Genomic DNA, 26,502 nt, shown 5'->3' with positions numbered 1-26,502 from the left:
ACATTAGCGGGTCGCCGCTTTCGGAGCGCTAACTTCACCTCATCCTGTTTCCGGCCAAATCGGCCGCGGCGGCGGGCGATAATGGCGACGGAGGCGATCCCGGCGTCGGCGTGTACGCTCACGCGGAGGCGTCGAACTTGACATCCTCCCACGGCTGAAACCGTGGGATTCCTCCGGTGGGGATGTTGGCTATGCCGTCCCCACGAAGGCAAGTTTCCCGTCGCCGGTACTTCGGTTTGTGCGCTCCTCGCTGGGACTTGCCCTCTCGGGAGAGTGTAGTATCTCCGACCAGTTATGGTCGTCCCATGTGAGGCGCACGGGCCGTGCCATCGACCCGACATTGTTGCCAGCCTGTCGTTCGAGGAACGTCCGCGACGCGTGGAGGTCAGCGTGACCTTCGTATCCACACGAACACCGGAACACGTCGCCCTCCCGTTCTGTATCATCACGTTCGCCACACTGCGGGCACGCCGCCGTCGTGTATGCTTCTGACCCGACTTCGACCGTGATTCCATACTCTTCAGCGGTCGTGGCGAGACGGGCGATGAACAAGCGATACACCCAGAACTGGTGCGTTTTCTCGTTCAGCTCTGCCGACCAGTGTTCCGACAAGACATCGGTGAGGTCGCCCGCGTATACGGTTGCCACGTCCTCGTCGTACAGCCGTTCCAGCAGGTCGCGGACGAGCGCGTCCTGTGCGTGGTCGCGTCGTCGCGTCCGCGGGACCGCGAAACGCTTTCGACGGTCCGACGCGTGGTTGCGGCCATGTCGACCACGACCGTCACCGCGCCCGACGCCGACGAGACGTGCGCGTACTGCGGCTCGCGCATCTTCGAGCACGACCCGATCTGCGTCCGCGACTGCGAGGCGGACTGCGGCTCGCCCGCCTACTTCTTTGACATCCTCCCCGCGCTGAAGCGCGAGGATTCCCACGGAACCGCACCGCTGAGTTGGGATATTGTGGTTTACGACGTAACCCGTTCTTGAGGTGCAAACCCACCAGTCTCCTTGTCAAACAGGAACGTCGATGGCTGTGCCAACCAGCCGTTACTCCTATCACCGCCATCCGTGGCGGGACTCGGAGATACTTTCTGTCGGATATTCTCGGCCCCGTTCACATCAGCATTCGCTACCGTCTCACAGTCGTCACACACGTACAACCCACGTTCAACACGGTTCGCGTCACGCTTGCGACCACAGCACGAGCACGACTTCGACGTGCCCACCTCAGGGACTTCTTCGACGACAATACTCTCTATCTCCGCCTTGTATTCGAGGAGGTCCGTGAACCGGTCAAACGCCCACGAGTGCAAGTCGAGGTTCCCGTGTTTCCCCCAGTTTTTCGACTCGTCAGAGTCATCCTCTTCGCGGATTCCCGAGGGATCTCCCACTACAATCGTTCCAACGCCTTCCTCAACACACCGTTCAACAATGTGTTTCGAAAGCGTATGGAAATAGTGAGTGCGACGAGCCGACTTCTTGTGGTTCAGCCGGGTAGCCTGCTCGGAGTTCGAGTCATCACACCGGGCAATCCGCTTGCTGAAGTAGTAGTCGTCCTGCTTCAGAGAGTTCAGCGGATACAGCTCGCTGTGGCCGTCTTCATAGGCGAGCGCGGCGAAGTTGTTGATCCCGAGATCAACACCTACCGTCCTCTCACCGGGGGCTTCAGACATCTCTACTTCAACCTTACAGACGAAGTGTAGTTCCCATTCCTCACCCGTCCAAACTGTTCGAACCTGTTGGACGTTCTCGACGGTCGAAAGATCAACGTCGGGGCGAGTCTGGAACTCACAGAGGATGAAGTCCGACCAATACTCCTTGAGATTCGACCCCTTTGAGAGTCGAACGCGGTTGTACTGAGTGTCGAGTTTGAAGCCAGCGGCTTTGAACGTCACCGTCGAGCGCGGGTGCTCGTCACCGTGTTTGCGGTAGCCGGGCGGGTTCGCTCTCGTATCTCCGTTGCGTCGTTTACCGTACCAACCGTTGAACGCTTCAGCGAGTTCTTGAAGGACTCGCTGACTTGACTGCGAGTGCAGGTCATCATAGCGTTCGTGCGTTTTGAGGTACGTGGTGAGCTCGTTGTGGTTCGGGATATGATCGATTTCAGCCCAGATCCGACTGCACGTCCACCGTCCGACGTTCCAGAGCTTCGAGGCAGCGAACCCGAGCGAATCAAGGTCGTCTTGCACCCGAGACTGGTTCTGTATGGACGCAGTGTGGGTGCGGGTGACGACCTGTTTCGCCATACATAACCTATGTAGACAAGCTAATTTGAGGATTTGGATTGGAGTAGCGTGGAATATCCAGCCGTGCCATCGAACGGTGGACTGTGAAGAGTAGTGTCGGATTCATCCCCGCGCTAAACAGTAGTTGCCGAACCTGACTGAGACTCTTCACGCTGGGCTGTGTTGGTCAATAGATGGTCCAGACAGCTGAGGCGAAACAGGTCTGCCGTGCTGCGTCAACGGTGCTGTTCCCAGAGCTCGAATTCGGCGTGAAACCGTGTGGAAAGTACACGAGAGAGGATTTCCAAGAAATCCTCTCTCGGATTGCTTTTGATCAGGAGTTCGCAAATACGGGTGGGAAAACGCTCCAGCTTGATCGTGACGAGCACGTCGATATCACCGCTACGGCTCGAAATTCACTCGCTAAATCGCTGCTGTATCACTTGCGCAATCTCTCAGCAGACGCCATCATCGACCAGTTCGATGGCGTCCGGGATCGACTGTTCGAAGTCCTCCGGTCTCAGCGCCGACTTCCCGCGTTCGTCGATGTTGCCATCGATCTCCACGAGTGGCGCTTCTACGGGTCTGACGACACTGACCACGTCCTAACCACGTATCCAGATCTCGGAACGAACAAAGCATTCTGCTTCGCAACACTGTGTATCGTCGCTCCTCGCACGCGATTTACGCTTGCGGTAGTCCCGATAGACGCGAACGGCTTTCGCGCTTGGCGCGAAAGCCGTTCGTTCCTTGCTCGAAACAGCCAAACAGTACGTCTCCATTCGACACGTCTACCTCGACCGTGGATTCTACCAAGTCCACGTCGTCGCAGAGTTAGAACAGCATCGAGTTTATTCTGCGTGCGCGTCCGAGTAGTGGAATGAAAGACCGTCTCAGCGCCGGCGCTGAGACGGTTGCTGACGAGTATGCTCTGTTGAATCCACAGGAGGCGGTGGGATCGGATTACTCTATAGCCGTCTCAGGAACTCTGTCGAGGGAATTCTAAAATGGAGTCTCGGCAGGGATGTAGAGGATCAAGATCACTGGGTAGATCGATTCACCTCTTTGACGACAAAGAGCGAGATAATCACATCTTCAGAGATCGTGATCCCCGTGCAGTCATCGGATTCAACAGAGCAGACGAGTACACGATGCAGCGAAAGCGCAAACCAACAGCGTCGGTAGATGTCACAGTCTTCGCGGTTCCGCACCGCACAAGCGAAGATGAGCACGTCCGGTTCGTGACGAATTTAGATGTGGACTCATCGACAGCAAGAGCATACGCGGCGGCATTCCGCCGCCGCTGGGGGATCGAAACGTCATATCGACAGCTCGGCGATTTCCTCCCGAGAACGTCATCGCCGACGTTCTCGGTAAGACTGTTCTACTTTCTGTTCGCGGTGACGTTGTACAATCTGTGGGTGTTAGCCAACGTGTTAGCTTCAGCTGAAACAGTTCCAGAGACACCGCAGATATCAACACGGATCTTCCGTAGGTTCGTTCTCTCAACAGACTACGGCTGAGTTCACACTCGACTCTGACCGGGATGATCGGTGAGTACGCCTCATTGCGGAGAAGCATCGCCCGGAAACGCCGCTAAGCGGCGTTCCCTCGCTCTCTCACTGAGTCTGTCACAGCAAAAAATCCGCTACGATCGTGAAATGTGCGAACCCAACAGCTCGGTTAGTACGGAACGAGATTTGATTCGGCAACTACTGTAAAGCGCGAGGCTTTCTCCTCGATTCTCCGTAACTACGCCTGCCTCGCGGCGCACGTCGACGAAGAGGATCTCACCGCGGGGAACGCCTGCGAGTGGTCGCCGGGAGGGTAGATCGGGCGGACTCGAGAGGGATCGCGTGCTCTCCTCGCGCGAACATGCATTTAAGAACGTTGCCGAGCAACTCTCGATCATGGCCGCAGAGATATCCGATCGGGTCCGAGAGATCGCGGAGGCGAACGATCTTCCGGAGTCCGAAGTGTTCGAACGGGCACTCGAACGCGGTCTCGAGACCCTGTGGGAGGATATCGTTCTGAAACAGTACCTCGGCGAAGAGATCGATCGCGAGGAAGCAATCGAACAGGTCGGGCGAGCGAAAGTCGAACGCGCGGAACGGGAACAGCGGGTCGTGGAAGAGGACATCGACTGGGGCCTGAACGCGTGACGCTCGCGGCCGTCTCCGACTCCGGACCACTCATTCGCCTCGCTGAGATCGACTCACTCGGGCTCCTTTTCGTGTTTGACGAGTTCTTCGTGCCGGAGACAGTCTACGCCGAGATCGAGGCGGGCGGCGTTCCGACCGGACTGGACGACTTGTCGTACGAACTCGTCGAGGCCGACGTGGACACAAAGGAAACGAGCGATCTGGATGCAGGTAAAGCGCGGCGATAACGGTCGCAAGAGAACGTGAAATAACTCTGGTGAACTACCCTACCCTACTCGCTCATGGCTGACGCCGTTCGCTCCTTGAGGGTAGGGCTTCCTGCTTCCACGACGCGCTTTGCAGACACAACCGCAGTGTCCGCAGGGAGCGCAGTCTCCACAGGCGTTGATTCGGAGTGTCCCACTCCTACTTCATCGAGACCGCGAGAAAGGATGTTCCACGCCGCGTTCGCGTCCCTGTCCGCCTCAAAACCGCAGGCGGGACAGGAGTGTTCACGGACCCACAACGGCTTGTCCGTCGAGACGCCACAGGACGCGCACTCCTTGGTCGTCCCTCTCGGGTTGACCGCGACGAAGTGCGTCCCCTCTCGTTCGCACTTGTATTCGAGCATCCGGAGGAACGTCCGCCACGCGGCAGACGCCGTGTTGCGGCTGTTCGACGGACTTTCCATCATCCCCTTCACGTTCAGGTCTTCGACCGCCACGAGGTCGTACTCCCGAGCGTAGTACGCCGAGAGTTTGTGCAGGAAGTCGCGGCGCTTCCGTCGGAGATCGGCGTGACACTCCGCGACGCGCCGCCGTTGCTTCTCGTAGTTGTTCGACCCGTGTTCTTTCCGTGAGAGCTTCCGTTGTTCGCGTTCCAAGCGGTTGCGCTCGCCGGAGAGGTCGAGCGACCCGACTGCCGTACCGTCGGTGTCGTGGGCGTACTTGAGTATCCCCACGTCGATGCCGACGCATTTCTCGGGATTCTCAGGCGGTTCGGGCGGTTCACGGTCCATTTTGACGCCGAAGGTGGCGAACCACTCGCCCGTCGGTTCCTTCTTGACCGTGACCTGTTTGAGCTTCGCGTCGTCGGGGATGGCGCGGTGGAGCCGAATCGGTATGTCCGCGAGTTTCGAGAGTGACAGGACAGTCTGACCGCCCTTCTTGTCGAGCTTGAAGCCAGACTGACTGTACGTGAAACTGCGGAACTCCCGTGGCGGCTTCCACTTGAGTTGACCGACGCCGTAGCCGTTCTCCTTGAGTTTGGAGAGTCCTTTGAGGTTGTCGAACAGCCGTTCTACGACGGTTTGGAGAACTTTCGAGTACACATCGGAGAGGTCGTCCCACCACGTTTTGAGGTCGGGTAGTTCCGACCGTAGGGTGGTCATGGACGGCAGTTCGCCGTGTTCGTCTTGGTACTCGTTGAGCCGATAGAGCGTGTGGTTGTACAGTTGCCGACAAATATCTCGGTGGCGGTCCAACTCCTCGCGGTGGGTGTCGGACGGTTTGAGACGGTATTTGTAGGCGTAGTACATCCGTTACTCTCGTTCCTCAATTAGCTCGTCCAACTGCTCTCGGACGAACGACGAGAGGTTGAGGTGTTGGTCCTCAATCCACTCGTCTTGGTCCTCTCGGATGGTGATTGTCTTCCGTTTCACCGTAATGCACACTATGCACATTATACTATAATAGTTTTGATGGAACGTTGGCCTGTGGGCCGAGCGTCGAACGTGTTTGAGGACTGTGCGGCGCTGTATCCCCTCCCTGCTCGCTCCTGTTGGTCGCTCGCTGAGGAAGGGGGATTAGCGCCTCAATCAGCTAACGGACGATCTTGCAGCCCGTAGGTCGGCGTCTGACGACAGAATCGATGTACACGGGTCGGTCGGTGTCATCGCTCTTGCACACGGTCAGGGCCGACTCGATGCCGACGAGGCCGCTAGGCGTATGCGAGCGCTTCAGCGAGACACGAGTCTGTTTATCACTGATGCAGTGATCGAGAGCGGTATCGAACTGTTGGACGAAACGGGATAACCCGACGAGAAAGCGATCGGGTCCTGCGCTCTACGATCCGGCCGTCGCTACTCGTTTCGCGGACTGCTCGGGTGGTAATCGGTGTCGTACTGCCCCGGGTTGCCGTCCACGCGGTCGGGGTTGATCCGGCCGGCAAGCAGCATGAAGTCGAGGACGGTGCAGTACAGCATCGCCTCGACGACGGGGACGGCGCGCGGCGGGAGCACGGGGTCGTGGCGGCCGACGACCTGGACCTCCTTCTCCTCGCCGGTCTCCCAGTCGGCGGAGCGCTGCTTCTTCGGGATGGAGGTTGGGGCGTGCCACGTCGCTTCGCCGTAGATCGGCTCGCCGGTCGTGATCCCACCCTGGAGGCCGCCGTGGTCGTTGCCGACCGGGACGGGGTCGCCCGCCTCGCTCTCGACGTGGTCGAACGACTCGCCGTCGTCGAACGTCCAGTCCTCGTTGCGGTCGCTGCCGGCGACGCGCACGGCGTCCTTCCCGAGTCCGTACTCGACGCCGGTCGTCGCGGGGATCGAGAACATCGCCTGCCCGAGTCGCGCGGGGAAGCTGTCGAATCGGGGCGCGCCGAGCCCGCGGGGAACGCCGCGGCACTCGAAGTAGATCGAGCCGCCGATGGAGTCGCCGCGCTCCTGGTACTCCTCGATCAGCTCCTGCATCTCGGCGGCCGCCTCGGGGTCGGCGCAGCGCACGTCGTTCTCCTCGCTGCGGTCGAGGAGCTGTTCGAAGCTCACCGGGTCCGCCTCCACGTCGCCGATGCGGTTGACGTGGGCCTTGATCTCGACGTCGTACTCGGAGGCGTCGAGCACCTGCTCGGCGACCGCGCCCGCGGCGACCCAGTTCACCGTCTCGCGCGCGGAGGAGCGCCCGCCCCCGCCCCAGTTGCGCGTGCCGAACTTCGCCGAGTAGGTGTAGTCGCCGTGCGAGGGGCGCGGCGCCGTGACGTACGGCTCGTACTTGCCGGAGCGCGCGTCCTTGTTCTGGATCACCATCCCGATCGGCGTCCCGGTGGTGTAGCCGTCCTGCACGCCGGAGTTGACGACGACCTCGTCGGGCTCGCCGCGCGAGGTCGTGATCATCGACTGGCCCGGCTTGCGTCGGTCGAGCTGCGCCTGGATCGCCTCCTCGTCGAGCTCGACCCCCGCGGGGACGCCCGAGACCGTCACGCCCATCGCGTCGCCGTGGCTCTCGCCGTACGTCGTCACCTGGAAGAGCCGCCCGAACCGGTTCCCGTTCATACCCGACCGTACGGCCGAGGGCATATAGGGGTTGCAATCCGCGCAACCGGTCCCCCGGTCCTCGGCGGGCCGAGCGCCGCGGTCGACGCGGCCCGTCGACCCCGTTCAGGGCTCGGGCCGCGAGCCGAGCGTCACGTCGACGGTCTCCTCGGCTCCGTCGCGCACGACCGTGACCGCGACCGCGTCGCCGGGGCGCGTCTCCAAGGCGAGGTACTGCGCGAGGTCGGCGCGCTCGGCGATCGGCGCGCCGTCGAGCGCGACGACCGTGTCGCCGCCGGTCGGCACCGTCGCGCCCTCGACCGTCGTCTCGCCGTCGGCGCCGCGGAGCGCGCCGTCGGCCGGGCCGCCGTCCGCGACGTCGACGACGTAGACGCCGCGCGCCTCGGCGAGGCCGTTGCCCGCCGCCAGCAGCGGGTCGACCGGGAGCACGCTCACGCCGAGGTAGGAGTGCTCGTAGCTCCCGGTCTCGATCAGCCGGGGGACCACTCGATTCACGAGCCGGGCGGAGACGCCGAACCCGAGGTTCACCCCTCGCGTCGCGGTCGCGACCCCGATCACGGTGCCGTCGAGGGTGACGATCGGGCCGCCGCTGTTGCCCGGGTTCAGCGCGGCGTCGGTCTGGATCGCGTCGGCGATCGAGAAGCGGCCCCGCGCCGTCGACGAGGCGGGGATCGTCCGGTTCCGACCGCTGACGATCCCCTGCGTCGCGGAGCCCTCCAAGCCGAGCGGCGCGCCGACGACGAGCACCTCGGTGCCGATGGGCGGGAGGTCGGTCGCCACCGGGAGCGGGTCGCCGGGGAGCTCGCCGTCCAGCTCGACGACCGCGAGGTCGCTGTACGGGTCCCGACCGACGACCGTCGCGTCGAGCCACGTCTCGTCGGCCGCCTGCACGCGGATCGTGTCCGGGTCACCGATGACGTGGTCGTTCGTGATCAGGTGGTCGGCGTCGTACAGGAAGCCCGAGCCCTGGCCGGCCGGGCCGCCCTCCGTCGGGCCGAAGACGGTGTCGCGGCGCTCCACGTACGTGCGGACCCGCGCCACGGAGGGCGCGACCGCGTCGTACACCTCGTCGTAGCCGGCCGCGTCGGCGTCGTCGAGCGGCGGCTCGACCTGCGGCCGCGCCGCGGAGACCGCGTCGCCGGGCGGCGACGCGTCGTCGGTCGCTCCGAGACAGCCGGCCGTCGCACCGAAGAGGGTCACTGCGCCCCCGCAGAGGACCTCGCGTCGGGTACGGTTCATGACCGGAGCTACGATCCGAACCGGATTAAGCGGCCTGCCGCGTCCGACGGGCGTTTATAACCCGACGCCGTTGGTGGGAGCGTGCGCGATCGTCTCACTTCCGATCTGGGCGTGTACGCCCTCTCGGGCCTGTTCTCGCTGGTCGTCTTCGCCGTGGCGCTGGGGATCCTCTCGCGGACGCTTCCCGACGGGCTCGGCTCCCGCCAGCTCGTCGGGCTCGTGGTCGGCTACCTGCTGTTCATCGGCGCGTACACCACGGCGTGGTTCATCTACTCCGAGATCGATAGCCGCGAGGAGATCTGAGCGCGGCGGAGCGCCCCGTGGGCGGGGCGCGGTTCCGCCTGCCGAACGGTTTTCACCCCGCCGCGCGAGGGGGCGGTATGACGTGGGACACGATCGCGCTCAACGTCGACGCCGACGGCGTCGCGACGCTCACCGTCGACCGCCCGGCACAGCTCAACGCGCTCACCGTCGACACGCTCGAAGCGATCGAGGCGGCGCTCGACGAGGCCGAGGCGGCCGACGCCCGCGCGCTGGTACTGGCCGGCGCGGGCGACGAGGCGTTCGTCGCGGGCGCGGACATCTCCTACATGGTCGAGCTGTCGACGCCCGAGGCGCAGGCGTACGCGGAGCTCGGCCACCGGGTCGCCGACGCGATCGAGACGTTCCCGGCGCCGACGGTCGCGGCGGTCGACGGCTACGCGTTCGGCGGGGGCTGCGAGCTGGCGCTGGCCTGTGACCTCCGGGTCGCCGCCGAGAGCGCGATCCTCGGCCAGACCGAGATCGACCTCGGGATCATCCCGGGCTGGGGCGGCACGCAGCGCCTCTCGCGGCTCGTGGGCGACGAGACCGCGAAGCGGCTGGTCTTCCTCGGCGAGCGGATCGACGCGGGCGAGGCGGCCGAACTCGGCCTCGTCGGAGAAGTGGTCGCCGACGACGCGTTCGGTGACCGGATCGACGAACTGGCCGGCGAGTTGGCCGCCAAGCCCGCCTTCGCCACCCGCGCCGCGAAGGAGGCGCTCAACGCGGTCCACGACGGGACGCAGCGCGGCGGGCTCGCGCTGGAGCGTCGGGCGTGGTCCGGGCTGTTCGGTACCCATGACCAGCGCGAGGGCATGCGGGCGTTCTTAGAGAAGCGCGAGCCGGAGTTCGAGTAGAGACGGGCGGTGACCGGACCGATAGGGTAGTGTGGCGGCGCGTGCCGATGAGCGGCCGACAGGCCGCGAATCGCACGCGCGAGGGAGCCCGCGGCCGCCGCTGGCGGCCGCGGCGAGGTTGGGGAGGGGTGAGGTGCTGTGCGGTGCGGTCGGGTGGGACTCAAAGGGGCGGCCGCGAGGCGGGCACAGGCGACGTAAGCACCGCAGGGAGCGAGTACCGCGAGCGACCGAGGAGCGCAGCGAGCGTGCGCCCGCCTCGCGGCTGGGGCTTTGGAGGTGTTCACTGCGGGTCTGTCAGTACGCGCTTATAACCGAGCGGCTGGGGCGTTGGAGCCGGTCACCACAGTAGCAGCTATTCATAAGCGATCGGCCGGAGTTTCTGCGACAGTCACGGTCTGCGTCGGTTCCGAAACGGAATCAGCGACCATCGCGGAGTCGTCCTGTGCCATCGGCCCGCATCGGGCGACGTAACCGCCACGCTTTATTAATCCGCCCGAGTACCGGCGACATGGACCAGTTGCGGCAGTCGCTCCTCGACGCGCCGATCATCGAGAAAGGCGAGTACCAGTACTTCGTCCACCCGATCAGCGACGGTGTCCCCATGCTCGAACCGGAGCTGCTCCGGGAGATCGTCATCCGGATCATCCGGAAGGCGGAGCTGGAGAACGTCGACAAGATCGTCACCCCCGCGGCGATGGGGATCCACATCTCCACCGCGCTCTCCCTGATGACCGACATTCCCCTCGTGGTCATCCGCAAGCGTCAGTACGGGCTCGACGGCGAGGTCCCGCTGTTCCAGGAGACGGGCTACTCCGAGTCGGAGATGTACATCAACGACGTGGAGGCGGGCGACCGCGTGCTCGTGCTCGACGACGTGCTCTCGACAGGGGGTACAATGAAGGCCATCCTCGACGCGCTGACGAACGAGGTCGGCGCCGAGGTCGTCGACGTCGTCGCCGTGATCAAGAAGGCCGGCGACAACGAGCTCGACGGCACCGACTACAACGTGAAGACGCTGATCAACGTCACCGTCGAGGACGGCGAGGTCGTGATCGTGGACGCGCAGGGCGACGACTAGATCCGATTCGGGATTTTCGAACAGCCAGTCGCTCGCCTATAAATAGTTGGTAGTGGACCGACGGTGAGCACATCCAAAGCCCCAGTCGCGAGGCGGGCGCACGCTCGCTGCGGTCCTCAGTCGCTCGCGTTGCTCGCTCCTTGCGGTCCATACGTCGCCTACGCCCGCCTCGCGACTGCCCCTTCGAGTCCCGCCCGTCCGCACCGCACAGCACCTCACACCTCCCCAGCCTCGCGGTTCGCGCTCTCCGAGCGCTCACCGCGTCCCTCGCGCGTGCTGCTCGGCCGCGAGGCGGCCTCGCAGGCACGCGCCGACCGCACCTGCCGCACCCTTTTATAAAACTCGCGTCCCCCCGCGACGCTGCCGGGCGCGGGCGCCTTTTATGCAAGGGTCGTGAATGACGGGGTACACATGAGCAGCGCGCTGTTCGTCGTGAGTGAGGAGGGGTACTGGGCCGAGGAGTGCATCGAGCCGCTGACGACGCTCGAATCCGAGGGCGTCGACGTGACGATCGCGACGCCGTCCGGGTCGCCGCCGGTCGTCGACGAGCGGTCGCTCGACCCCGAGGCGGCGGGCGGCGAGGAGCGCGTCGCGGAGTTCCGCGAGGTCGACGAGGAGCACCCTGGGCTCAACGATCCGGAACCGATCGCGACGGTCGAGGCCGACGGCTACGACGCGGTCGTCTTCCCCGGCGGCCACGGCACCGTCTGGGACGTGAACCAGGACCGGCACGCCCGGCAGCTCCTGCTCGACGCGGTCGCGGGCGACGAGGGCGTCGCCCTGGTCGTCTGCCACGCGGTCGGCATCCTCGCGTTCACCCGCGAGGCCGACGGGACGCCCCTCGTCGAGGGGCGCTCCGTCACCGGCTTCCCGAACGACTGGGAGGACGGCATCGTCGACGACGAGGACGTGATGCCGGACGGCCGCAAGCTCCCGTACTGGGTGGAAGACGAGGTCGTCCTCGCGGGCGCCGACTGGGACGCCGAGCTCGACGCCGACACCAGCGTCGCGGTCGACGGCGACCTGATAACCGCGCGCGGTCCGGGCTCGTCGGCCGAGGCGGCGGCGACGCTGTTAGAGGAGCTGTAATCCTGTCACGTACACATCAGCTATTTTTATTTCGGCCGTGAGTCCATGGCGTGAGACTCTCAGATATCGATCTGGAGGTCGGTGAGACCTACAGCTCTGACGGGCTCCAGTCAGTTTTTGATCGTGGTTTGACCGGGAGAGGGATCGAGATTTGCTACGACTCGGAGGATCGAAGATATCTTCGGCTGTTCGCACGCGGCGATGGACCGTATGCCGATATCCTCGGCGGAAACGAATTTACATACATCGGGGAGGGTCAGAGTGGGGATCAAGAATTAACGGCAGGCAATCGGTATCTCGCAGAGGCGGAGACAGCACCCCTTCCGATATTCTTCTTTTATAAGTCGGCTGATGCTGACGGTTGGGAATACCGCGGGCAAGTCGAGGTACTGGATTACGAACGAGTTCGGCGAAATGGTCGACGCGTGTTTGAATTTACTCTGACATACCAGACCAGGGATAGGGTGGATCAGTCCTCACACGCTTCGGACATTTCGCCCCCAAGACGAATTGAAACGCGTCGATCACGAGTTGTCCGCGACACACAGCTATCGGCGCAATTAAAGGAAGAATACGACTGTGAGTGTCAGATATGCGGAGACGTTCGGCAGCGATCACCCGGAGAGAGATACGCCGAAGCTCACCACATTCGACCGCTTGGCTCCCCGCACGACGGTCCAGATATTCGGTCGAATCTCATTGTATTATGTCCCAACCATCACGCTGATTTTGACTACGGAGTGCTCTCGGTCGATCCTGATACCGGCCGAGTCGCGCATGCGTATGACCAGACCGTCGATGGGACTACACTCATGACCCGACAGGATCACGAAATCGATCCGGAGTATCTACGTTACCATAACCGTGAGATCGCCGATTTCTAGGACAGTTATCGGATCACGAACGCCGGCTCCTCGATCCGCTCGCTCTTGCACTCGGGACACCGCGACGGCTCGTTGACCGGGTCGTCGAAACCGTCGAACCCGCACTCGCGGCAGGTCGGCGGCGCGACGAGGAACTCCTCGTCCGCGTCGCTGCCGCCGGCGTTCCCCTCTCGGACCGACCGCGAGACGTGGTGGAGGTGGTCGTACACGACCGGCGTCGGCAGCGACAGCGACTCGCCGAGGTCGCTCGCGGTCGCCGGCCCCTCGCGGAGCGTCTCGGCGATCCGCTGGCGCGTCGTCTCCATGGCGATGGGTTCGCGGGCGGTGGATAAAACGGCGACGGGAAGGTGCTCGCCCGCCCCTCACTCGTCGGAGCGCGGCGCCAACACCACGAGCGCGACGGCGTCCTCGACCGCGGTCGGCTCGACCGTCGACTCGCCCTCGAACCGGAGGAGCTCCCCGGCCTCGACGCGGTGGGGGTCGCCGTCGAGGGCGACGTCGATCGCGCCTTCCAACGCGTGGAACAGCACGGTCCGGTCGGGGTGCTCGTGTTCGGGCACGCGCTCGCCCGCCTCCAGCGACAGCCGGATCGTCTTCGGCTCCCGCCCGGGGAAGGCATCCGCGTGCGGTTCGCCGTCGAGGTCGGCGATTCGGACCCGATCGGCCGCGGCGGCGTCGAGGTCGGACATGGACGGCGGATCCGCCGCGAGCGCCATGTGCGGTGTCGCGAACGCGTTCGGTCCCGGGCCACCGGCCCGCCCTCCCCCCGCGGCGTCCGGGCGTCGGGTTCACCCGGGCGTCGACTCCGGGCCGTCGCCGTCGACGAGCGCCGCGATCCGGTCGCCGATCCGCGCCATCGTCGCGTCGGAGAGCCCGTGGCCGTCCCCCTCGTCGATCCGGAGGTCGACGGCGGCGCCGCCGCGCTCGAACGCGTCGGCGGTCGCGCGCACGCGCTCGACCGGGACGTACGGATCGCCCGCGCTGCTGTCGAGCGCGACGGGCGTGCCGGCGAGCGGCCCCGACGCCGCCCCCTCGTCGTCGGTGTCTGGGTCGACGACCTCGGACCCCGCGAGGTCCGCGCCCGGCAGCGCCGCCGAGACGACGAACGCGCCGCCGTAGCGCCGCGGGCGCCGCCGGAGGAACTCGCCGGCCACGCTCCCGCCCTGCGAGACCCCGACGAGGACGACCCGCTCCGGGCCGATACCGACGTCGCCGGCGACCCGACAGGCGGCGGCGACGCAGTCGACGGCCGAGGTGAGCGCCGGCTCGTTGGCCGCGACCGGCGCGTCGTGACGGGCGGGGAACCAGTTCGACCGGACCGCGCCCGGCGCGAGGAAGGTCACGCCCGGGCGGTAGAACTCGTCGGCGAGCCGGACGAGCCCTTCGGGAGTCCCGCCGCGGCCGTGGACGAGCACGACCGCGACCTCGGCCGCGGCGGCCGGCGCGCCCCCGGTGACCAGCGTGGCGTCGGCGTGCGGGTCCGGGAAGACGGTGAAGACGGACCCGGGCGTCCCGGTCGCGTCGCCGAAGTAGAGGTGGTACTGGAGGACGTCCTCGTAGTTCACCGTCCGGCGCAGCAGCCGGAGCCCGAGGAGGTCCCCGTAGAACCCGGCGGCCGCCTCCGCGTCGCCGACGATCCCCGTGACGTGGTGGAGCCCGGGCGTGTCGGGCAGCATGTGCTCACGGACGGGGGCGCGGCGCAAACCGGTGTCGGTCGGGGAAGCGGCGACGGCGACGTCCCCGCGACGGCTCAGGCCAGCCACAGCAGCCGGACGTTGCTCGCGGTGAGGGAGGCGCCGACGAGCGTCAGGAGCACGGGCGGGAAGTAGTAGAGGAACGCGTCGCCGTCGCGGGCGCCCGAGACGCTGATCCACAGCATGACGAGGTAGACGGCGATCTTCAGCGCCACGAGCCCGCCGAGGCCGAAGGCGTCGAGCGCGATCGCGACGACCGGGTTCGCCTCGTCGACCGTCGGGACGTACTCTAGGAAGGCGATCGTCGAGACGACGTCCCCGACGCCGTACGTCGCGGTCGCGGCGATCCACAGCCAGTAGAACTCCCGCGGTCGGCGGCTGTACGCCGGACGTCGCCGCCGATCAGAGGACCGAGACACGGCGTCACCTACGGGGCGCGCGTGGTGAATCTACCGGTCCGCGACGCTCGGACCGCCGCCGCTTCCGGATCGTTCAATGTCGACCGGCCGGAGGGATCCCCATGGGCACGCCACTGGAACCACGGGCGGCGCAGGTCGAGGAGGTCCTCGACCGGCTGTACGAGGAGTACCCGGACTCGACGATCTCGCTGAACTACTCGAACCGGCTGGAGTTGCTCATCGCCGTGATCCTCTCCGCGCAGTGCACAGACGAGCGCGTGAACGCGGTGTGTGCCGACCTCTTCGAGACGTACGAGACGCCCGAGGGGTACGCGAACGCGCCCCAGGAGGAGATGGCCGAGGCGATCGATTCGATCACCTACTACAACAACAAGGCGAAGTACATCCGCTCGGCGTGCGCGGACATCGCCGAGAAGCACGACGGCGAGGTGCCGGACACGATGTCGGAGCTGACGGACCTGGCGGGCGTCGGCCGCAAGACCGCCAACGTCGTGCTCCAGCACGGCCACGACGTCGTCGAGGGGATCGTCGTCGACACCCACGTCCAGCGGCTCACCCGGCGACTGGGGATCACCGAGGAGGAGCGTCCGGAGGCGATAGAGCGGGACCTGCTGGACATCGTTCCCGAGAGCGACTGGCAGCAGTTCACGCATCTCATGATCGACCACGGCCGCGCCACCTGCACCGCGATCAACCCGGACTGCGACGACTGCGCGCTCGCCGACGTCTGCCCCTCGGAGAAGGGAGACGCTGAGGTCGACCTCGCGAGCGGCGAGGCGTGGTGAGCGCGGCGAGAGGTGAGCGCGGCGAGAAGCGGTCGATGCCGATAGCGTTCGGGACGTGGTATTTAAACTCCCCTCCGATGAGGGGAACTACCCGGATCCGTCCCGCCGAGGGGGAACCCGCTCTCCGGTTTATCCGTGTCACCGGCGTATCCGGAAGTGAGGAGAGACACAATGTCCACCAGAACGAACGAGTTCGGCGGGGAGTTCGGCGGTATCACGCTGCTGGGGAAGGCGCACTCGCTGTCGGCGCTGTTCATCGTCGCGCTCCGGGCGGTCATCGGCGGGATGATCCTGTTCGCGGGGCTCGGGAAGGTCTCGGAGTGGCCGTTCGACGCCGCGGGCTACCTCGCGAACGTCGACCCCGCGAGCCCGGTCAGCGGGCTGTACGCCCTGATGGCGTCAAGCCCGGCGCTGATGGAGGTCGTGAACGTGGTCGTTCCGATCACGCAACTGCTCATCGGCGCGGCGCTCATCGCCGGGGCGTTCGTCCGGCTGGCCGCGCTCGGCGGCGCGATGCAGATGGCGCTGTTCTACCTCGGCGGGTGGAGCGGCGACGTCCTCGCGCTGTTCGACTCGACGCTGGTGTACGCGGTCGTGTTCCTCACGGTCGCGGCGTTCGGCGCGGGCCGCGTCCTCGGGCTGGACGCGTACATCGAGACCGTCGAGGTCGGCGGCGAGGCGCTGGTCGAGAAGTTCCCGACGCTCCGGTACGTCCTCGGCTGAACGGGGACGGTATCGGGTGCGAGGAGTCGGGGTGACCGGATCGGGCGCGTGAAGACGCGCCGCCGACTCGTTTTCGGTGAATTCGGCTTCGGATTCGGTTTTTACCGGTCGTACCGTCGCGGAGCGACGACAGGACGATCATCGATCGTGCGTCGGGGTCGAATCGGAGACTCGTCTGTGATGAACACTTCCAAAGCCCCAGCCGGTGAGGCGGGCGCAGGCGACGGAAGCACCACAGGGAGCGAGCGACGCGAGCGACCGAGGAGCGCAGCGAGCCTGCGCCCGTCTCACCGGCTGCCCCTTTGAGTCCCACCCCGCACCGCACAGCACCCGCACCTCACGCCTCCCCAGCCTCGCCGCTCGCTCGGGGCTCCCTGCGGTCGCCCTCGCTCACGGCGTCCCTCGCGCGTGCGGTTCGCGGCCTGTCGGCCACTCACCGGCACGCGCCACCGCGACGGTTTTCGAACGCAGAGCGTCGACACCGGCGCTCCGTTTCGGGTTCCATTCGATATAAGACCGCGGGGGCGAAACGACGGGGTAATGGATCTCGGTTCGCGGGACGCGTTCGCCCGGATGGGAACGCTCGGCATCGAGGAGGAGTTCTACATCGTGGATGCCGACGGTCGCCCGACCTCCGGAACCGACGACCTCGTCTACGGCCGCGACCCCCCGGCCGCGGTCCCGGAGGGGTTCGACCACGAGCTGTTCAAGTGCACTATCGAAGCGCAGACGGAGCGCATCGAGGACCCGGCGAACGCCGCGGACGCGCTGTCGACGGTGCGGGAGGCGCTCGTCGACCACGCCGCCGCCGACGGCTACCGGATCGCCGCCGCGGGGCTCCACCCGGCGGCGAAGTGGCGCGAACTCGACCACGTCGAGAAGCCGCGGTACACGGCGCAGCTCGACCGGATTCAGTACCCGCAACACCGCAACACCACGGCCGGGCTCCACGTCCACGTCGGCGTCGACGACGCGGACAAGGCGGTGTGGATCGCCAACCGGCTCCGGTGGCACTCCCCCGTGCTGCTCGCGCTGTCGGCGAACTCCCCGTTCTGGAACGGCTTCGACACCGGGCTCGCGTCGGCCCGCGCGAAGATCTTCGAGAACCTCCCGAACACCGGGATCCCGTCGGCGTTCGACGACTTCGAGGCGTTCCGGCGCTACGAGCGCCGGATGGTCGAGACGGGCTCGATCGCCGACCGCGGCGAGCTCTGGTTCGACGTGCGCCCCCACACCGGCCACGGCACGGTCGAGGTGCGCGCCCCGGACGCCCAGCGCGACCCCGCGGTCACCCTCGCGCTGGTCGAGTACGTCCACGCCCTGGTCGTCGACTACGCCGAGCGCTACGCGGACGGCGAGTCCGCGCCGGCGCTTCGCCGCGAGCTCCTCGACGAGAACAAGTGGCGGGCGATCCGCCACGGCCACGACGCCTCGTTCGTCGCCCGGAGCGGCGAGGAGACGGTCACGCTCGACGAGGTCGTCGACCGCGAGTGCGACCGGCTCGGGATCTCCGGGATCCGCGACGTGTACGACGCCGAGAGCGGGGTCGAGCGCCAGCGGCGGCTCCGCGAGGAGTCCGGACTGGACGCCCTCTGTGAGGACCTGGTCCTGTCGCCGTAGCCGGCGAGCGGGGACCGCGGCGGCGCGGGGCCGTTCGGACGCCCGCGTTCCGTCGGAACGAAAGCGACGAGAAACGCTTTTGGGCGCGCGGACCCCACTCTGCGGTATGACGAGCGACGAGTTCGACGATGACGACGACCCCGCTGCGGACGCCGACGGCGGCGTGGCCCTCGACCCGGAGGGCGAGGGAGACGAGTCGCCGACCGAGCGGACGCGAGAGGAACTCCGCAAGACGAGAGAGCGGCTCGGCGAGGGCGCGGACAAGGCCGTCAAGGGGTTCGACGACAACGTCGTCGACCTGCTGGCGTGGCTGCTCGACACCGAGACCCGCGCCCGGATCTACGTCTACCTGCGCGACAACCCGAACAGCACGAGCGACGAGGTCGCCGACGGCACCGGGCTCTACCCGAGCACGGTCCGCGAGGCGCTCGCGGAGCTCCACGACGAGGGGACGGTCGAGCGCGACAAGCGCGAGGCGAGCGGCGCCGGCAACAACCCCTACGAGTACGAGGCCATCGCGCCGAGCGAGCTGGTCCGCGGGGTCGTCGGCGACGTCCAGCGCGAGCTGAACGCCGTCTTCAACCTCGACCGTCGCCTCGGCGGCGAGTCGCCCGACGGCGACGCGGAGCCGGTCCAGATCTCCGTCGGCGACGACGGTGACGGGGACGAGCCGGACGGAGCCGACGAGGGCGACGCGGCCGCGGGGAGCGACGACGACGGGACGGCCGCGGGGAGCGACGAGCGCGACGACGACCGATAGCGGTGGCGCGGCGCGCGCCGGACTCGACGGACGCCGCCTCCGCGTCGGTCCAGAGTTCGGGACAATTTAAGTTCCGGCCGCGCAACCGACGGGCATGAACGTCGCGCTCGGTGGTACGTTCGATCCCGTTCACGACGGCCACCGGAAGCTGTTCGAACGGGCGTTCGAGCTGGGGGACGTCACCGTCGGGCTCACGTCCGACGAGCTCGCGCCGGAGACCCGCCACGTCGAGCGCTACGTCCGCCCGTACGACCGCCGCAAGCGCGACCTGGAGGCCGAGCTGGAGCCCCGGGCCGAGGCGCACGACCGCGAGTTCGCGGTCCGCGAGCTCACCGAGCCGACCGGGATCGCCGTCGAGCCGCAGTTCGACGCGCTGATCGTCTCGCCCGAGACGAGGGCGGGCGGCGAGCGGATCAACGAGATCCGCCGCGAGCGCGGCCACGACCCCCTCGAACTGGTCGTCGTCGACCACGTCCCGGCCGAGGACGGCGAGCGCATCTCCTCGACGCGGATCGTCGCCGGCGAGATCGACGAGCACGGGAACCTCACGCCCGACCGCGAGGGGCGCGGCGCGACCCGCCCGGAATGACGGCCGACGACGACGGCCCCGGGACCTTCGCCCGCGTCGCGCTCGGGGAGACCGGGTTCGAGCGCGCGGCCGTCTGGAGCGCGGTCGGCTTCGCCGTCTCGTACGCCGCCTTCGACGCGGTCGCGCTCGCCGGCGGACTCGTCGGGGTCGTCTCCGCCTCGGGCGCCGCCGTCCCGGTGACGTCGGGCGCCGGCGTCGTGGCACCGGTCGCCGCGGTCCTCGCGGCGCTGACCGCCGTCGGGACGGTCGCGTACGCCGCGGTCGGCGCGGGCGCGCTCCCCGCGGTCCTGCTGGCGTACGGCCCGCTCGCGGCGGTCCTCCTGCGAACGGTCGGGCCGGCGCCGTACGCGGTCCCCCTCGCCGACCCCCTCCCGTTCGCGGTCGCGGTCGCCGAACCGCTGGGCGTCGCCCTCGCGGCCGCGGTCGCGGTCGGCCTCGCGGGCTACGCGGTCGGGCGGGTCGTCGCCGGCGTCGGCGGCGATCGCGAGGCGGGAGCGGAGACCGACGGCGGGGCGACCGCCGGCGGCGACGCCGACGCGATCGACTGACCCCTTCCCCTACGCTTCCCCAAGCGTCCCGTTGAGCACCTTCGCCGCGACGAGGACCGGGTCCCACACCGGCGAGAACGGCGGCGCGTACGCGAGGTCCAGCCGCTCGACCTCCGGCACGGTCATGTCCGCCTCCAGCGCGGTCGCGAGCGTGTCGATCCGGATCGCGGCGCGGTCGGGCCCGACGATGCTCCCGCCGATCAGGCGGCCGGAGTCGCGGTCGGCGACGAGCGTCACGTCGGTCTCGGCCGCGCCCGGGTAGTAGCCCGACCGAGAGCCGGCGGTGACGGTCTCGCGGACGGGATCGAAGCCGGCGTCGCGGGCGGCGTCGTCCCCGACGAGGCCGACGCGGCCGGCCTCCATGTCGAAGGCCTTCACGACCGCGGTGCCCGCGATGTCGCCGACGGGCGTGGGGTCGCCCGCGACGGTGGCGCCGATCGCCCGCCCGGCCCGGTTCGCGGTGAGCCCGAGGGGCATCCACGCCGGCTCGCCGGTGACGGCGTGGAAGGCGGTCGCGCAGTCGCCGGCGGCGTACACGTCGGACAGGCTCGTCCGGCCGTGCCCGTCGGTCAGTATCGCGCCGCCCTCGCCGAGCTCGACGCCGGTCCCGTCGAGCAGCTCCGTGTTCGGGCGGATCCCGACGCCGACGACCGCGAGGTCGACGGGGAGCGTCTCGGCGCCCTCGCCGTCGGCATCCCCGCCGAACGTCACGGCCTCGATCCGGTCGTCGCCGACGAGCGCCTCGACGGGGGCGTTCGTGTGGACCGTGACGCCCTTCGCCCCCAGCTCCTCTGCGACGCGCTCGCCGACGGCCTCGCCGAAGTCAGAGAGGAGGTGCCCGGAGCGGTGGAAGACGTGCACGTCGAGTCCGCGACCGGCGAGCGCCTCGGCCATTTCGACGCCGACGTAGCCGCCGCCGACGATCGCGGCCGTCTCGGGGGCCGGCATCGCGGCGTTGCGCTCGACGCGCTCGCGGTCGACCGCGCTCACGTCGGCGCGGGCGGGGTCGTAGGCGTCCGGCTCGGCGACGTACGCGTCGATCGCGGCGGCGGCGTCCATGTCGTGGAGGGTGAACGCGCCGTCGACCCCGCGCGCGTCGAAGGGGCCGGTCGTCGCGCGCGCCCCGGTCGCGACGAGGAGGTCGTCGTACGGCTGCTCGAACGAGTCGCCATCGGCGGTCTCGACGGCGACGGTCTTCGCCTCGGGATCCACCGTGACCACCTCGTGGCCGCGCCGGAGGTCGATCCCCCGCTCGTCGACCTCGCTGGGCGACAGCGAGAGGAGGTCCGACATCCGCTCGACGCGGCCCTCGACGAAGTACGGCATCCCGCAGAAGGCGTACGAGATCCACCGGCCTTTCTCGAAGACGACGACCTCGCGGTCGGGCGCCTCGCGACGGAACTTGCTGGCCGCGCTCAGCCCGGCCGCGTCGGCGCCGACCACGACGAAGGGGTCGCTCATGGGCGCGACGACGGCGGGACCGCACAAAAAGCCACGCCGGGGGTGCGGGCCGGACGCCCGGCCCGGGGCCCGCCTGTCACTCGTCGCCTTTGCCGTCGACCAGCCGCGACAGCGTCTCGCGGGCGTTCTCGACGGCGGCCGCCTTCTTCGCCGGGTACGCCTCCACCTTCGCGCGGACGGTGATCCCGGGGCCGAGCCGGACCTCGCCGCGGAACGCGGCCTGCTTGTCGACGCGGAGGAACAGCGCGCAGTTGTCGTCGACGCGCTGGTCGAGCTCGTCGATCACGCGGTCGACGTCGTCGAGGTCGGCCAGCGCGTCGAGCACGTGGCGCATCCCGTCGGCGTTCTCGATCCGCGCGGAGAGCACGGCGATCCGGTCGCCGTGGTGACCGACGTTCTCGACGCGGTCGAGCTCTGCGTCCTCGGGGAGGAACCGGCGGAGGGCGTCCTCGACCCGCTTCTCGTCCTCGGTGGCGTACGCGAACGCCCGGAGGTCGACGTAGTGGAAGGGGACTTTGGCCATGCGGGTCGGAAAAGGGGGTCGGTTACTCCTCGCTCTCGACGGCGTCGAGCGCGTCCTCGGGGACGCCCGTCTCCTGGCCGTCCTCGAAGCTGACCGTGTACGTCGCGTCGCCGAACATCGTCTCCATCACCTGCGTGACCGTGCCCGTCTCGCCGTCGTACTCGCTGTGTTTGTCGTGGAGCACGACCTCGTCTTCTTTCTCGAAGCTCATGGCGTTCCGTTCCGGTGGGACGGTTAAAAGCGCGCGGATCCGGAGCGGCGGGACGGTCGCGCGGCGGGGCGAGGGGCCGACGGCGGTCACGCGACCGCGAGCAACACGGCCGCCAGCGACACCGTCAGGACGACGCCGACCGCGACGGAGACGATCACGCTGTCGACGGCGAGCGCGAGCGCGACGCCGGCGGCGACCGCGAGGAGACCGAGGACCGCCCCGGGCACGCCCCCGCGTTCCACGAGGCCGGCGATCGCGTTCGCGGCGCGCTGCCGCGGCGGGGGGTCGGGGGTGCGCTCCGGGGGTTTCGTGAACGTCTCGTCGACGGTGACCTCGTCGGGCCCGGTCTCCCGCGGGGGGTCGAGCCTGACGTCCACGTACCGGGTGTTCGAGCCGTACCCGGTGACGACCTTCAGCTTCCCGGCGATCGGCTCCTCGATCTCGGCGGCGGCGACGTGGACCCGTCTGGTCGACTCGTCGTCGACGTAGTGGTTGGCCTCGCCGATCGAGAGGGCCCGGTCGAGCTCGTCGTCGAAGTGGAGGTGGACGTGGGTCGACCGGCCGCGGTTCTCGAGGGCGATCGAGAAGGGACCGGTCGCCTCGAACCGGTCCGGCGCCCGGATCGAGTGGACGGTGTCCCCGTTCAGTTCGACGGAGAGTGTCTGCACATGCGGGTCGACGAACTCACACTAAAAAAAGATGCAGTACGATTCGAGCTACGCCGCCGCCTCTTCCCGCATGTCCGGCGGGAGCAGGTTCGGGATCCCGTCCTCGATGGGGTACGCCTCCCCGCACTCGGTGCAGGTGAGCGTCCCGGCGAGGACCTCCTCCTCGTCCCGGTCCTCGACGTCGAGTTCGAGGTCGGCCTTGTCGAGCGGGCAGCAGACGACGTCCATCAGGGACTCCTTCATACCACGTCGTTCGCGTGGACCGATAAAAAAGCGTGCGGGTCGGCCGCGCTCGGATCGACCGCCGAGAGACCGATCGTCTCGACCGCCGAGAAACCGATCGTCTCGACCGCCGATGGCAACGACTTTGCCGGTCCGTCACGCCCGGCGAGACATGGGGATCCCGTCGGAACGGATCGAGCGCCTGTTGACGCTCGCCCGCGAGGCGGTCGTCGACGGCGAGTACGACCGCTCCCGGGAGTACGTCGCGCTCGCGCGCCGGATCGCGGAGCGGAACCGCTGCGGCCTCCCGGCCGACTTCTCCCGGCGGACCTGCGACGACTGCGACGTGTACCTCCGGCCCGGGAAGACGGGCCGCGTCCGGCTCCGGCCCGGCCGCGTCGTCGTGCGCTGCCGCGAGTGCGGGTCGACGGCGCGGTACCCGTTCGAGTGAGTGCGGCGGGGACTCGTCATCCGGCGAGGTCGACCGCCACCCGCCGAACCGCCGCTGTCGCAACGCTTTATAAACCGCCGACGGGTGGTGGAGGTATGGACTACCGACGGCTCGGGAACACCGGACTGAGCGTCTCGGAGCTCTGCTTCGGGACGTGGCGCTTCGGGCGCGAGACCAACGGCGTCGTCGAGACGGGGCGCGAGGAGGCCCACGAGCTGCTCGACGCGGCCGAGGACCACGGGATCAACTTCATCGACACCGCCAACGTCTACGGGAACCCGAACGGGACGAGCGAGGAGTACGTCGGCGAGTGGCTCGCGGAGCGCGACCGCGAGGACTACGTGATCGCCTCGAAGGTGTACTTCCCGTTCGACGGGCGCGGCGAGCCCGGCCCGAACGACTCCGGGCTCGGGCGCAAGCACGTCCGGGCGCAGGTCGAGGGGACGCTCGACCGGCTCGACACCGACTACCTCGACGTCTACTACATCCACCGCTGGGACGAGGAGACGCCGATCGAGGAGACGATGCGCGTCCTCGACGAGCTGGTCTCGGAGGGGACGGTCCACTACCTCGGCGCGTCGACGATGGCGGCGTGGCAGCTGACGAAGGCGCTGTGGACCGCCGACGTCAACGACTACGCCCGGTTCGACGTGGTCCAGCCGCTCCATCACGCCGGCTACTACGAGGACGTGAAGGAGTACCTCGACGTCTGTATCGACCAGGAGATCGCGGTCTGTCCGTACTCCCCGCTCGCGGGCGGGTTCCTCACCGGGAAGTACGAGCGCGCCGACCCGGACGATCCCGAGCAGGTGATCGCGCCGGACGGCTCGCGCGCGAGCTTCGACGACCGGTTCGAGCGGTTCTACCTCTCCGAGCGCGGCTGGAAGGTGCTCGACGCGGTGCGCGAGGTCGCCGACGAGCTCGACGCGACGCCCGCGCAGGTCGCGCTCGCGTGGCTGACGGAGTGGGACGAGTTCACCTGCGTCCCCATCGTCGGCGCGCGGACGACCGACCAGCTCGCCGAGAACGTCGCCGCGACCGACCTCGACCTCTCGGACGCGCAGTGGGACCGGATCATGGACGCGCGGTACGCCCCGGACGGGACGCTCTGGGGGCATTGAACGGACGGACCGAGGAGGCCGGCCCTACTCGTCGAAGTCGGGGAGGTCGTCCGGGGCCTCGAAGTCGGCCTCCCAGTCGATGTACTCCTCCTTGAGCGTCTCGCAGACGATCTGGCCGAGCTCCGTGAGCCCCGCGTTGATCGCGGAGACGGTGCCCCACGAGTCGAGGTCGGGGTGGAGGTCGCGCTCCTTCCAGTCCTCCGGCAGCCCGGGGGCGTGGTAGCCGACGCGATCGGCGAAGTCGTCCCAGAAGAAGTCGAACCGGGAGACGAGCCTGAGGTCGACGGCGATCCGCCAGTCCGACTCGTCCATGTCGCTGCCGGCGGCCCACTCCGCGAAGGCGTCCTCCCACGCCCCCTCGCGCAGGAGGGCCTCGATGTCGTCGCGGCGGTACTCGCCGCCGGCGACCTCCGCGTCCTCGTACTCGTTCGGGTCCACGGCGGCGAGCTCTGGCGGCTCCGGCGGGTCGACGTCGAGACTCATGGCTCCCCCTCCGCACCGGCGACGCAAAACGGTACGGGGGTCGGCGGCGCGGGGAGGGGGCGGTGCGAGGGTCGACGGCGCGGGGAGGGGCGGTTCGGAAGGGCCGCCGCGGTCGCCGCGGTCGCCGGCGATCCGGTCCTTTTACCGCGGTCCCGGACCGACCGGCGCGTATGGACCTCCGCGACGCCTCGCGCCGGGTCGGGATCGCAGCCGCCGTCGCCACCGTCGTCGCGCTCGGCGCCCCGTACGCGGTCATCACGGGGCCGGAGTACGCGACGCAGCTCGCCGACTACTACGCGTCCGGGGCCGTCGGCGCCGCCGGGATCGCGCTGTTCGCGCTGCTGAGCGCGGTCGTCGTCGCCTCGGTCGAACGGGGGAACCTCGACCCCGGGACGCTCGCCGGCGTCGCGGTCGTGCTCGGGGCCGCAACGACGCTGAGCGCGGCGACGTGGGCGCTGGCGATCGAGCCGAGCCCGATGTTCCGCGACAACCTCTGGCTGGTGTGGCACGCGCGCGTCGTCGTCGCGCTGTCCGTCCCCGTACCGCTCTCCGCCGCGGCGTACGCCCGGGCGCTGCTGGCGTAGCTCGGGAGCCGCCGAACGAAAGGCCCTTATGCCGCACCCGAGTATCGCCGGACGGACTAGGTCGGGCGGTTAGGCCCCGCTCGTCACCCGTGAGGTAGTCTTCAGCGGGGACCGAACAGCGGGCGCGTCCGGTCAGACCGGCGCGGGCCCCGAGAGCCAACGTGGAAGCCTCGTCCGCCGGGGACAGCGGTCCGCGGCGCCCGCTCGCAGGAGCGGTCCGTCGCGGTTCGTCGGCGACACCGGGTCAGGCGCGGAAGCGAGCAGCCCATCGCCGAACGCCCGTCGCTCGTCGGGTCGCGGGGTGGAGAAGGCAACCGGGATACCCCGCACCGGAACGCCGGGCCACCCCGCCAGTCCGCCATTCATACGCGTTTTATTCCGGTGAGCGTGAGCGATACTCGAACGGCAATACAGACGATTGTTTATAAATGTTTGACAGCGGATCGCCGGTGAAAACTTCCAAAGCCCCAGTCGCGACGACTCGCGCGGCTTGTTGCGCTCCTCGCTCAGTCGCTTTCGCTCCTTCGCTGCGGTGCTTACTGCGCCGGGCTTCGTCCTC

The 26,502-nt window shown here is 67.8% G+C and carries 32 protein-coding genes, 1 other RNA gene and 3 pseudogenes; 20 read left to right on the top strand and 16 right to left on the bottom strand.

Features of this window, described 5'->3' with window-relative positions; genetic code table 11:
- Positions 1-189: 189 nt before the first annotated feature.
- Positions 190-771 (bottom strand): annotated as a pseudogene (locus ACFQMF_RS05935) (zinc ribbon domain-containing protein); the annotation flags it as partial.
- Here ACFQMF_RS05935 and ACFQMF_RS05930 point away from each other — a divergent pair.
- Positions 766-987, top strand: a complete 222-nt coding sequence (locus ACFQMF_RS05930; RefSeq protein ID WP_256408480.1) for a hypothetical protein — start codon at positions 766-768, stop codon at positions 985-987. The pseudogene ACFQMF_RS05935 and the gene ACFQMF_RS05930 overlap by 6 nt on opposite strands.
- On the opposite strand, the gene ACFQMF_RS05925 is transcribed toward ACFQMF_RS05930, so the two are convergent.
- Both ACFQMF_RS05925 and ACFQMF_RS16290 read right to left on the bottom strand, forming a co-directional pair.
- Positions 966-2,246: an RNA-guided endonuclease InsQ/TnpB family protein gene (locus ACFQMF_RS05925; protein ID WP_256408481.1), complete on the bottom strand. Its 1,281-nt coding sequence runs from the start codon at positions 2,244-2,246 to the stop codon at positions 966-968. The two genes, ACFQMF_RS05930 and ACFQMF_RS05925, sit on opposite strands and share 22 nt — an antisense overlap.
- A 434-nt stretch (positions 2,247-2,680) precedes the next feature.
- Positions 2,681-2,827: a hypothetical protein gene (locus ACFQMF_RS16290; RefSeq protein WP_256408482.1), complete on the bottom strand. Its 147-nt coding sequence runs from the start codon at positions 2,825-2,827 to the stop codon at positions 2,681-2,683.
- A 405-nt stretch (positions 2,828-3,232) separates the two neighbouring features.
- Between ACFQMF_RS16290 and ACFQMF_RS05915 the strand changes: the two genes are divergently transcribed.
- From ACFQMF_RS05915 to ACFQMF_RS05905, 3 genes are all read left to right on the top strand, one after another.
- Positions 3,233-3,748: a transposase gene (locus ACFQMF_RS05915; protein WP_256408483.1), complete on the top strand. Its 516-nt coding sequence runs from the start codon at positions 3,233-3,235 to the stop codon at positions 3,746-3,748.
- 387 nt (positions 3,749-4,135) lie between these two features.
- Entirely contained in the window at positions 4,136-4,387 is a 252-nt protein-coding gene (locus tag ACFQMF_RS05910; protein WP_256408484.1) for a hypothetical protein, read from the top strand.
- Entirely contained in the window at positions 4,384-4,614 is a 231-nt protein-coding gene (locus ACFQMF_RS05905) for a PIN domain-containing protein (RefSeq protein WP_256408485.1), read from the top strand. Before ACFQMF_RS05910 ends, ACFQMF_RS05905 begins: the two co-directional genes overlap by 4 nt.
- Before the next feature lie 44 nt (positions 4,615-4,658).
- Here the strand turns inward: ACFQMF_RS05905 and ACFQMF_RS05900 are convergent, their stop codons facing one another.
- A complete protein-coding gene (locus ACFQMF_RS05900; RefSeq protein ID WP_256408486.1) occupies positions 4,659-5,903 on the bottom strand; it encodes an RNA-guided endonuclease InsQ/TnpB family protein in 1,245 nt (414 codons plus the stop codon).
- Between the two features lie 295 nt (positions 5,904-6,198).
- On the opposite strand from ACFQMF_RS05900, the pseudogene ACFQMF_RS16285 reads away from it, so the two are divergent.
- Positions 6,199-6,399 (top strand): annotated as a pseudogene (locus ACFQMF_RS16285) (nucleic acid-binding protein); the annotation flags it as partial.
- A 47-nt stretch (positions 6,400-6,446) separates the two neighbouring features.
- On the opposite strand, the gene aroC reads toward ACFQMF_RS16285, so the two are convergent.
- Together aroC and ACFQMF_RS05890 are read right to left on the bottom strand one after the other, a co-directional pair.
- Entirely contained in the window at positions 6,447-7,634 is a 1,188-nt protein-coding gene (aroC, locus tag ACFQMF_RS05895; RefSeq protein ID WP_256408487.1) for a chorismate synthase, read from the bottom strand.
- A gap of 105 nt (positions 7,635-7,739) precedes the next feature.
- Positions 7,740-8,873 carry a S1C family serine protease gene (locus ACFQMF_RS05890; RefSeq protein WP_256408488.1) on the bottom strand — a complete coding sequence of 378 codons (1,134 nt, stop codon included), beginning with the start codon at positions 8,871-8,873 and terminating at the stop codon, positions 7,740-7,742.
- An 81-nt stretch (positions 8,874-8,954) separates the two neighbouring features.
- On the opposite strand from ACFQMF_RS05890, the gene ACFQMF_RS05885 reads away from it, so the two are divergent.
- The 5 genes from ACFQMF_RS05885 (at position 8,955) to ACFQMF_RS05865 (ending at position 13,081) form a co-directional block, all read left to right on the top strand.
- Complete coding sequence (locus ACFQMF_RS05885) at positions 8,955-9,176, top strand: hypothetical protein (RefSeq protein ID WP_256408489.1); 222 nt, start codon at positions 8,955-8,957, stop codon at positions 9,174-9,176.
- Between the two features lie 77 nt (positions 9,177-9,253).
- Positions 9,254-10,030: an enoyl-CoA hydratase/isomerase family protein gene (locus ACFQMF_RS05880; RefSeq protein ID WP_256408490.1), complete on the top strand. Its 777-nt coding sequence runs from the start codon at positions 9,254-9,256 to the stop codon at positions 10,028-10,030.
- Between the two features lie 508 nt (positions 10,031-10,538).
- The gene (gene hpt / locus ACFQMF_RS05875) at positions 10,539-11,108 is read left to right on the top strand and encodes a hypoxanthine/guanine phosphoribosyltransferase (RefSeq protein WP_256408491.1); all 570 of its coding nucleotides are present in this window, start codon (positions 10,539-10,541) and stop codon (positions 11,106-11,108) included.
- A 411-nt stretch (positions 11,109-11,519) separates the two neighbouring features.
- Positions 11,520-12,197 carry a type 1 glutamine amidotransferase domain-containing protein gene (locus ACFQMF_RS05870; protein WP_256408492.1) on the top strand — a complete coding sequence of 226 codons (678 nt, stop codon included), beginning with the start codon at positions 11,520-11,522 and terminating at the stop codon, positions 12,195-12,197.
- Positions 12,198-12,247: 50 nt separating this feature from the next.
- On the top strand, positions 12,248-13,081 hold the full coding sequence (locus tag ACFQMF_RS05865; protein ID WP_379791690.1) for an SRA domain-containing endonuclease: 834 nt from the start codon (positions 12,248-12,250) through the stop codon (positions 13,079-13,081).
- Positions 13,082-13,086: 5 nt separating this feature from the next.
- On the opposite strand, the gene ACFQMF_RS05860 is transcribed toward ACFQMF_RS05865, so the two are convergent.
- The 4 genes and pseudogenes from ACFQMF_RS05860 to ACFQMF_RS05845 all read right to left on the bottom strand — a co-directional run bounded on the left by ACFQMF_RS05860 (position 13,087) and on the right by ACFQMF_RS05845 (position 15,194).
- Positions 13,087-13,386: a transcriptional regulator gene (locus ACFQMF_RS05860; RefSeq protein ID WP_256408493.1), complete on the bottom strand. Its 300-nt coding sequence runs from the start codon at positions 13,384-13,386 to the stop codon at positions 13,087-13,089.
- Positions 13,387-13,443: 57 nt separating this feature from the next.
- Positions 13,444-13,752 (bottom strand): annotated as a pseudogene (locus ACFQMF_RS05855) (cupin domain-containing protein); the annotation flags it as partial.
- 117 nt (positions 13,753-13,869) lie between these two features.
- Positions 13,870-14,757 (bottom strand): VOC family protein, encoded by an 888-nt coding sequence (locus tag ACFQMF_RS05850; protein ID WP_256408495.1) that lies wholly within the window; start codon positions 14,755-14,757, stop codon positions 13,870-13,872.
- A 74-nt stretch (positions 14,758-14,831) separates the two neighbouring features.
- A complete protein-coding gene (locus ACFQMF_RS05845; RefSeq protein WP_256408496.1) occupies positions 14,832-15,194 on the bottom strand; it encodes a DUF5658 family protein in 363 nt (120 codons plus the stop codon).
- Positions 15,195-15,295: 101 nt separating this feature from the next.
- Here ACFQMF_RS05845 and nth point away from each other — a divergent pair, with 101 nt between their 5' ends.
- The 6 genes from nth (at position 15,296) to ACFQMF_RS05815 (ending at position 20,219) form a co-directional block, all read left to right on the top strand.
- Entirely contained in the window at positions 15,296-15,979 is a 684-nt protein-coding gene (gene nth, locus ACFQMF_RS05840) for an endonuclease III (protein ID WP_256408497.1), read from the top strand.
- 171 nt (positions 15,980-16,150) lie between these two features.
- The gene (locus ACFQMF_RS05835) at positions 16,151-16,702 is read left to right on the top strand and encodes a DoxX family protein (RefSeq protein ID WP_256408498.1); all 552 of its coding nucleotides are present in this window, start codon (positions 16,151-16,153) and stop codon (positions 16,700-16,702) included.
- Positions 16,703-17,242: 540 nt separating this feature from the next.
- Entirely contained in the window at positions 17,243-18,322 is a 1,080-nt protein-coding gene (locus tag ACFQMF_RS05830; RefSeq protein ID WP_256408499.1) for a glutamate--cysteine ligase, read from the top strand.
- A gap of 106 nt (positions 18,323-18,428) precedes the next feature.
- A complete protein-coding gene (locus ACFQMF_RS05825) occupies positions 18,429-19,082 on the top strand; it encodes a winged helix-turn-helix domain-containing protein (protein ID WP_256408500.1) in 654 nt (217 codons plus the stop codon).
- A gap of 94 nt (positions 19,083-19,176) precedes the next feature.
- Positions 19,177-19,671, top strand: coding sequence for a phosphopantetheine adenylyltransferase (locus ACFQMF_RS05820; protein WP_256408501.1), 495 nt, complete (start codon positions 19,177-19,179; stop codon positions 19,669-19,671).
- Positions 19,668-20,219 (top strand): hypothetical protein, encoded by a 552-nt coding sequence (locus tag ACFQMF_RS05815; RefSeq protein ID WP_256408502.1) that lies wholly within the window; start codon positions 19,668-19,670, stop codon positions 20,217-20,219. Before ACFQMF_RS05820 ends, ACFQMF_RS05815 begins: the two co-directional genes overlap by 4 nt.
- Before the next feature lie 9 nt (positions 20,220-20,228).
- Here ACFQMF_RS05815 and ACFQMF_RS05810 read toward each other — a convergent pair whose 3' ends face one another.
- The 5 genes from ACFQMF_RS05810 to ACFQMF_RS05790 form a co-directional block, all read right to left on the bottom strand.
- Positions 20,229-21,680, bottom strand: a complete 1,452-nt coding sequence (locus tag ACFQMF_RS05810; RefSeq protein WP_256408503.1) for an FAD-dependent oxidoreductase — start codon at positions 21,678-21,680, stop codon at positions 20,229-20,231.
- Positions 21,681-21,756: 76 nt separating this feature from the next.
- Positions 21,757-22,203: an RNA-binding protein gene (locus ACFQMF_RS05805; RefSeq protein ID WP_256408504.1), complete on the bottom strand. Its 447-nt coding sequence runs from the start codon at positions 22,201-22,203 to the stop codon at positions 21,757-21,759.
- Positions 22,204-22,225: 22 nt separating this feature from the next.
- The gene (locus ACFQMF_RS05800) at positions 22,226-22,414 is read right to left on the bottom strand and encodes a DUF1918 domain-containing protein (RefSeq protein WP_256408505.1); all 189 of its coding nucleotides are present in this window, start codon (positions 22,412-22,414) and stop codon (positions 22,226-22,228) included.
- A gap of 86 nt (positions 22,415-22,500) precedes the next feature.
- On the bottom strand, positions 22,501-23,082 hold the full coding sequence (locus ACFQMF_RS05795) for a DUF7524 family protein (RefSeq protein WP_256408506.1): 582 nt from the start codon (positions 23,080-23,082) through the stop codon (positions 22,501-22,503).
- Between the two features lie 48 nt (positions 23,083-23,130).
- Positions 23,131-23,325: a methytransferase partner Trm112 gene (locus tag ACFQMF_RS05790; protein ID WP_256408507.1), complete on the bottom strand. Its 195-nt coding sequence runs from the start codon at positions 23,323-23,325 to the stop codon at positions 23,131-23,133.
- 151 nt (positions 23,326-23,476) lie between these two features.
- Between ACFQMF_RS05790 and ACFQMF_RS05785 the strand changes: the two genes are divergently transcribed.
- Positions 23,477-23,755, top strand: a complete 279-nt coding sequence (locus tag ACFQMF_RS05785) for a ribonuclease P protein component 4 (protein WP_256408508.1) — start codon at positions 23,477-23,479, stop codon at positions 23,753-23,755.
- 95 nt (positions 23,756-23,850) lie between these two features.
- The gene (locus ACFQMF_RS05780; RefSeq protein WP_256408509.1) at positions 23,851-24,876 is read left to right on the top strand and encodes an aldo/keto reductase; all 1,026 of its coding nucleotides are present in this window, start codon (positions 23,851-23,853) and stop codon (positions 24,874-24,876) included.
- Between the two features lie 24 nt (positions 24,877-24,900).
- On the opposite strand, the gene ACFQMF_RS05775 is transcribed toward ACFQMF_RS05780, so the two are convergent.
- Positions 24,901-25,359, bottom strand: coding sequence for a hypothetical protein (locus ACFQMF_RS05775; protein WP_256408510.1), 459 nt, complete (start codon positions 25,357-25,359; stop codon positions 24,901-24,903).
- Between the two features lie 170 nt (positions 25,360-25,529).
- Between ACFQMF_RS05775 and ACFQMF_RS05770 the strand changes: the two genes are divergently transcribed.
- A complete protein-coding gene (locus ACFQMF_RS05770) occupies positions 25,530-25,943 on the top strand; it encodes a DUF7548 family protein (RefSeq protein WP_256408511.1) in 414 nt (137 codons plus the stop codon).
- A gap of 49 nt (positions 25,944-25,992) precedes the next feature.
- An RNA gene (gene ffs / locus ACFQMF_RS05765) (signal recognition particle sRNA) lies at positions 25,993-26,304 on the top strand.
- The last annotated feature ends 198 nt before the right edge of the window (positions 26,305-26,502 follow it).

It is taken from the genome of Halorubrum rutilum, from assembly GCF_042665015.1.
Classification (GTDB): domain Archaea; phylum Halobacteriota; class Halobacteria; order Halobacteriales; family Haloferacaceae; genus Halorubrum; species Halorubrum rutilum.
Note: the sequence above shows the minus strand (reverse complement) of the source record. Positions and strands in the feature narration are given on the sequence as shown.